This window comes from Neobacillus drentensis (genome assembly GCF_036962765.1).
GTDB classification, from domain to species: Bacteria; Bacillota; Bacilli; order Bacillales; family Cytobacillaceae; genus Neobacillus; species Neobacillus drentensis_C.
The window spans coordinates 1-5,098 of the sequence record NZ_JBALOS010000358.1 but is presented as its reverse complement, the minus strand read 5'-3'; the positions used below and the strand labels follow the sequence as shown (position 1 = coordinate 5,098).

General features: G+C 38.5%; 7 protein-coding genes. 4 read left to right on the top strand and 3 right to left on the bottom strand.

Annotated elements, in window-relative coordinates; genetic code table 11:
* Positions 1–190, top strand: a 190-nt coding sequence (locus V7137_RS29380) for a hypothetical protein (protein ID WP_335701338.1), incomplete at its 5' end; no start/stop codon positions are given.
* 110 nt (positions 191–300) lie between these two features.
* On the opposite strand, the gene V7137_RS29375 is transcribed toward V7137_RS29380, so the two are convergent.
* Positions 301–1,272 (bottom strand): NAD-dependent epimerase/dehydratase family protein, encoded by a 972-nt coding sequence (locus tag V7137_RS29375; RefSeq protein ID WP_335701337.1) that lies wholly within the window; start codon positions 1,270–1,272, stop codon positions 301–303.
* Positions 1,273–1,338: 66 nt separating this feature from the next.
* Between V7137_RS29375 and V7137_RS29370 the strand changes: the two genes are divergently transcribed.
* Together V7137_RS29370 and V7137_RS29365 are read left to right on the top strand one after the other, a co-directional pair.
* Positions 1,339–2,046, top strand: a complete 708-nt coding sequence (locus V7137_RS29370; protein ID WP_335701336.1) for a glycosyltransferase — start codon at positions 1,339–1,341, stop codon at positions 2,044–2,046.
* Positions 2,043–2,735, top strand: coding sequence for a glycosyltransferase family 2 protein (locus V7137_RS29365; RefSeq protein WP_335701335.1), 693 nt, complete (start codon positions 2,043–2,045; stop codon positions 2,733–2,735). Before V7137_RS29370 ends, V7137_RS29365 begins: the two co-directional genes overlap by 4 nt.
* A 44-nt stretch (positions 2,736–2,779) precedes the next feature.
* Here the strand turns inward: V7137_RS29365 and V7137_RS29360 are convergent, their stop codons facing one another.
* Positions 2,780–3,064: a hypothetical protein gene (locus V7137_RS29360; protein ID WP_335701334.1), complete on the bottom strand. Its 285-nt coding sequence runs from the start codon at positions 3,062–3,064 to the stop codon at positions 2,780–2,782.
* A 204-nt stretch (positions 3,065–3,268) separates the two neighbouring features.
* On the opposite strand from V7137_RS29360, the gene V7137_RS29355 reads away from it, so the two are divergent.
* A complete protein-coding gene (locus tag V7137_RS29355; protein WP_335701333.1) occupies positions 3,269–3,961 on the top strand; it encodes a YheC/YheD family protein in 693 nt (230 codons plus the stop codon).
* Between the two features lie 204 nt (positions 3,962–4,165).
* Here V7137_RS29355 and V7137_RS29350 read toward each other — a convergent pair whose 3' ends face one another.
* A complete protein-coding gene (locus V7137_RS29350) occupies positions 4,166–4,783 on the bottom strand; it encodes a LysE family translocator (protein ID WP_335701332.1) in 618 nt (205 codons plus the stop codon).
* Between the last annotated feature and the right edge of the window lie 315 nt (positions 4,784–5,098).

Sequence of the window (5,098 nt, the reverse complement as noted above, 5' to 3'; positions counted from 1 at the left end):
AAAGGTAGAAAAGTTAATTTATATAAACAAAAGTATGAAAATTTCCTCAGTAGCTAAAAAATTAAAGGGTGGTCAGGTGGATGCCATTGTGGTTCTCGATCATCCAAAAAATGAATTTATCATTCAGAAGTTAAGTCAGTATGGTCTCCAATTAAATAAACATTTTTTCTTGTTATATAATATATTGTAGAAAAATTAAAAGACCAAATGAAAAGATTGTAAATAACCCCTTGACGTCAAGGGGTTTCGTTTATGTGATGGTAGTAAGACCTGATTCTACACTGTTGCAATGATTACAAGCTAACTCTTGTCTTCTTGTATTTTAAGTTTTTCTTTATACTCCGCAATTGTTTCTTTCAACCCATCTTCCAATTTTTTAACAGGGGCCCAACCTAACAATTCTCTTGCTTTATCAATCACAGGCCGCCGCACTTTTGGATCATCCTCTGGAAGCGGGTGGAAGGTGATAAAGCTTTCAGAATCTGACAATTTTTTAACAAAATGGGCCAAATCCAAAATTGAGTGTTCAATGGGATTTCCTATATTGATAATTTCCCCATTGGCTTCATCTTTTTCCATTAACAACTTTAGTCCGTTGATTGTATCGGTCACATAACAAAACGACCGTGTTTGAGTTCCATCGCCATAAACTGTAATGTCCTCACCCTTTATCGCTTGCGTGACAAAGTTGGAGATTACTCGGCCATCATCGTTCGCCAGTCCAGCCGAATAGGTATTAAAAATCCGTGCAACCTTTACTTTTGTTTGATATTGCGTGTAGTACAAGTAGCAAAGTACTTCTCCTAAACGCTTCGCTTCATCGTAGCATGCACGTGGGCCCCATGTATTGACATTGCCTCTGTAGGTTTCTGGCTGCGGATGCACTTCGGGATCACCGTAGGCTTCACTTGTACTGGTATAAACCATTTTCGCATGATTCCTTTTGGCAAGTTCCAGCATATTTTTCGTGCCGATTGTATTCACATTAATCGTTTCAAATGGGCTGGCTTGATAATATTTTGGAGAGGCTGCCGAGGCAAGATGGTAAATTTCCTGAACGTTTAAAAAGTCAGGGTCGGCAAGTAATTTCCGCGAACAAACATCCATCTCTTTAAAAATAAACCGGTCTTCTGGGAGGCCTTTTATGTTGGTGATTTTTCCTGATGATAAATTATCCACTCCAACAACAACGCATCCAGCTGCAAGTAAATCTTTTGCCAGGTGTGAGCCAAGGAATCCCGCCACACCTGTTATTAATACTTTCTTATTCATGATTCACCTCTATTTTTCCAGTCTCTTACATACTATGAAATAGATAAAGTTTGGTATGGGTAGGAGGTGGACAACTCGATAACTGTTGTCACAAGTACAAATAGAGAGTACATGTTGGACCGTGTCATCGAGAATTTCACAAGGCAAACCGTTCAGGAAAAAGAGTTGATTATTATTTTGAATAAGAATGAGATGAAACGAGAAAATGTAGTTGCATTACCGAATATAAGTGTTTTTCAGTTGGATGAAGAGAAAACCTTAGGGGAAGGTTTGAAATTCGGCTTTAGTCAGGCCAGATATGAGGTTGTGGCTAAATTTGATGATGATGATTATTACTCACCAGATTATTTGACTCATGCCATCCAAATGCTACAGGAAACAGGTGCAGATGTTGTTGGAAAGGCAGGGATCTTTGTTTATATTAAAAAAGATAGGCTGTTAACGACCTTTCGTCCGCGGATGCATTCTATCTTTTTGAAAAATAACCGGGTGTTTCTCGCCGGAGGGACGTTAGTGTTTAAAAAGGATGTGCTTGAAAAGGTTCAGTTTCAGGCGCTAAATAACGGAGAGGATGTGCAATTTCAAAAGGATTGCCTCAGTCAGAAGTTATCCTTATATTCAGGGAGCCTAAATGATTATGTACTAATTCGCTATCAAGAGAATCATCACCACTCCTGGCAGGTTCTTGATGAGATATTCCAAAAACATTGCAAACAGATTGCGGTGACGGACGCGTTTGAGGAATATGTGTGGGAAGGGGGAGGGTCCCGATGATTTCCGTCGTCGCCTGCACGAATCGCCAAGCCTATCTACCGAAAATTATAGAGAATTTTCAGAGACAAACATTAGTAGAAAAAGAGCTTATTATTGTTGCTAATGCTGCATTTATGGAAGCCTCCGGCGTTGGATATCCAATTTTCCAAATTCCAGAAGAAGTCAGTTTGGGGGCCTGCTTAAATCAAGGGGTTCGTTTAGCAAAGTATGATTTTGTTACAAAAATGGATGATGATGACTATTACGGTCCCGACTATCTAAAGGAAGTGTATGAGACACTGGTTCAGACTGGTGCAGATTTGGTGGGCAAGTGCAGTTTTTATATTCACTTCCAAAAAAATAAGGAGTTGCGCTTGTATAATCCCAATCATGAGAATCAATGGATTGTAAACAATGGTCCGTTTAAAAGTTCCGATTTTCTACACGGGGCCACGCTTGCCTTCAAGAAAAAAATCCTCGATCAAGTTCGCTTTCCCGAAGTGAATGTTGGAGAGGACAGCGGCTTTCAGCTTCTATGCTATGAAAGCGGATTGAAAATGTATTCGTTATCGAAGGATCACTATGCCTATTTGCGCTACACTGACCCTCAGCATCATCATTCAGATGCAAAGGAGCCATTATTAAGAAGGCGAAGTCGTTTTATTGTCAACACAGCTTCGATTGAAAAATACATTAATATCAAAGAGTAAGGCAGTGGTCTAGTGCCACTGCCTTAAAATTGGTTAATAATGGATCACCCACTGAGTAAATCAACGGAAAAGCTTTCGATATCCTTACAACGAATCACTGTCAACCGCTCATTTACAAATGGTGATACCATAACTGGTTCAATAATTTTTACACAGCAATCGCATGTTACGCGTTGTAACTCCCCAGTAAAGAGATCTCCAGACTTTGTTCTAATGGTTACTTCGCTATGCTTGAACTTCTTTAAAATTCTGCATAAACAATCTTTCTTGCAGTTGCAATCTTTTTTACATTTACATTTGCTTTTGCTTTTTTCTTTACGACACCCCACTCATACCCCTCCTTTCAAAAAATAGATTTTCAAATTAATATATTCATTTAAACAATGAAGGTCAGGGTTATCGGATTATTTTTTCGCCCATTTAATTCGTTGGATTAGAGAAAGTGCTATTTGGACAATTATCCAAACCTAATGACAAGCTATTGAATAGGATAGTATACGCAAGTCTTTGGAATGAAAGTGGGTGGGCTTAGCATGAGCTATTCATACGGAAAATGGACAAAGTATCACATGATGAAGGAAAATTCTACGCTTGTCGGCTACTTACCAAAAACGCTTATTTTAACAAATACAGCTTTTTGGGAGCTTTTAGAGGAGAAGGGAGCGGTCGTCATCAAACCTAGTGAAGGATCACAAGGTTATGGTGTTGTACTAGTCTCCAAGATTGGTGAATACAGATATGAGATGCATAGCAATCGGAATAAGATTATTTGTGGGAAAAAGGATGTTGAGGAATTTTTGGATAAAGAGAAATACGGACGGAAGCTGTATATTGTTCAACAGAAAGTTCCCTTAGCCACGGTGGGTGACTGTCCCTTTGATTTACGCGTAATGGTAGAAAGGGAAAAGGACTCCATTGAATGGCGTGTAACAGGGAAACTCGCCAAAGTAGCGGAAAATGGCTATTTTATTACCAATATTGCAAAATCAATCCTCAATGTGAATCAAGCATTAGAACAATCCAACATAACAGATATCGATGGACATTTACTGCAAACAGAAATCGATAACATCGCTCTACTAACTGCATACGAACTTGGAGAATACTATCCAAACACCCACCTAATCGGCCTAGACATCGGTCTAACAAACAGCGGCGACGTCTACATCATCGAGGCAAACCTCAAACCCAGCCGGGCCATATTCAAAAGATTAGAAGAATCATGAACGTAGATGGGAAAAAGTGTTAAATAGAAGTGATTTTAAAAAGAAGTGATGTTAAAAAGAAGTGGGTGTCAGGCACCGCAAATGGACAAATCATCAATTTGTCCATCTGTGGTGGACGCTACTTGGATTAGAGTTTAATTTAATACATAAAGAAAAGCGATACATCGGCGGTATCGCTTTTTCTGTTACATTTCATATCCAGTTTTATTTTTGATTTTGAAGTACGAGCTGCAACCCTAATCCTATATAGATAGAGCCCACAAGTTTCCCTTGCCATCGTCCAAGCCTGCTATTCTTGTTTGTGAAAAGCTTTTCGCCTATAGAGCTAGTTAAGAATGCAAGCAGGGTGGTGTACAAGATGCTCATTAACACAAAGGTGAGCCCTAGAGTAAGTAATTGAATGAAAACAGGGGTTCCGTTGTTGTGAATGAACTGCGGTAAGAAGGCTAAGAAGAAAAGAGCAGTTTTTGGATTGAGTAGTTCAATTAATAAGGCCTGACGAAACGATGTGATAGAGCTGCTCTTTTTCATGGCCGGTTGATCTTGTTTTTTGGACTTTTCGAGGATTGACTTAATCCCTAAAAAGATCAAATAAGCAGCGCCTAGATATTTTACAATTTCAAAGGCGAGGGCCGAAGTCATTAGAATGGCTGAAAGGCCTAATACAGCGGCAATCGTATGGATTAAATCCCCCACCGCAATCCCAATGCCGGTGATGATGCCAGTTTTCCTTCCGCCCTGAGCGGTTTTGGAAATGGTTAGTAAAACAGCTGGACCTGGAATGAGAAACAATACAATAACAACTAATATAAATGACAGCATTTTTCTGCACCCCTTTAAACGAATAAAGTATATCTCATTCTATCATAATATATATAAAGATTTATAGTTAACACATCCATATGAAGTAAGTTTTATAAAAATTTTAGTTGCCTTATTAGATGCTAGGTGATAAGATATAAAAGTTGTCAGCGAGACACTTAATATTTGAAAATAGTTATTGACAACATCGTTTGGAAATGATAAAGTATAAAAGTTGTCATCGAAACTATTAATCTTTTGAAAAAAGTTATTGACAACGAACGCAGAAAAATGATAAGATATAAAAGTTGTTCCGAAAATTGTTCTTTGAAAACT